Origin of the sequence: Vibrio sp. Vb1337 (assembly GCF_033338715.1) — a bacterium.
GTDB lineage: Bacteria > Pseudomonadota > Gammaproteobacteria > Enterobacterales > Vibrionaceae > Vibrio > Vibrio alginolyticus.
The window spans coordinates 1-1,038 of sequence record NZ_JAWOTD010000273.1 but is presented as its reverse complement, the minus strand read 5'-3'; the positions used below and the strand labels follow the sequence as shown (position 1 = coordinate 1,038).

General features: G+C 47.3%; 1 protein-coding gene. It reads left to right on the top strand.

Going from position 1 to position 1,038, the window contains the following annotated elements; genetic code table 11:
- Positions 1-921, top strand: a 921-nt coding sequence (gene trpCF / locus R7E42_RS25585) for a bifunctional indole-3-glycerol-phosphate synthase TrpC/phosphoribosylanthranilate isomerase TrpF (protein WP_318073323.1), incomplete at its 5' end; no start/stop codon positions are given.
- Positions 922-1,038: the final 117 nt, after the last annotated feature.

The following is a 1,038-nucleotide window of genomic DNA, read 5'->3' as shown; positions in this document are numbered from 1 at the left end:
GCTGCGCACAGCCTAAACATGGGCATTTTAACGGAAGTCAGCAACGAAGAAGAGCTTCACCGCGCAGTTCAGCTTGGCGCTAAAGTTATCGGTATAAACAACCGCAACTTGCGCGACTTAACAACGGATTTAAACCGAACTAAAGAGCTTGCGCCAACCATTCGTAAGCTTGCACCAAACGCAACGGTTATTTCAGAGTCTGGCATTTACACTCATCAACAAGTTCGTGACTTAGCAGAATATGCAGACGGCTTTTTGATTGGCAGCTCGCTGATGGCGGAAGACAACTTAGAACTTGCGGTTCGTAAAGTAACGCTAGGTGAAAATAAGGTTTGCGGTCTGACTCACCCAGATGATGCGGCAAAAGCGTATCAAGCAGGCGCAGTATTTGGTGGTCTGATTTTCGTTGAGAAATCAAAACGAGCGGTCGATTTTGAAAGTGCTCGCCTAACCATGAGCGGCGCGCCACTTAATTATGTTGGCGTGTTCCAAAATCACGACGTTGATTATGTCGCCTCAATCGTAACGTCGTTGGGTTTAAAAGCCGTACAGTTACATGGACAAGAAGATCAAGAGTACGTAAACCAGCTCAAAACAGAACTACCCGTTGGCGTCGAGATTTGGAAAGCCTACGGCGTGGCGGATACAAAGCCATCCTTGCTAGCAGACAACATCGACCGTCACCTACTGGATGCTCAAGTTGGTACTCAAACTGGCGGCACAGGCCACGTGTTCGAATGGTCTTTGATCGGCGACCCAAGTCAAATCATGCTGGCAGGTGGACTGTCGCCTGAAAATGCACAGCAAGCAGCAAAATTAGGCTGCTTGGGATTAGATTTAAACTCTGGAGTAGAAAGCGCACCGGGGAAAAAAGATTCACAGAAGTTGCAAGCCGCATTTCGCGCTATTCGCAACTACTAAAGTTATTCGCAGTTATAAAAATACGAGAAGGATTATCAAAATGGCAAAACTGAATGCCTACTTTGGCGAATACGGCGGTCAGTACGTTCCGCAAATTCTAGTTCCAGCGCTGGAGCA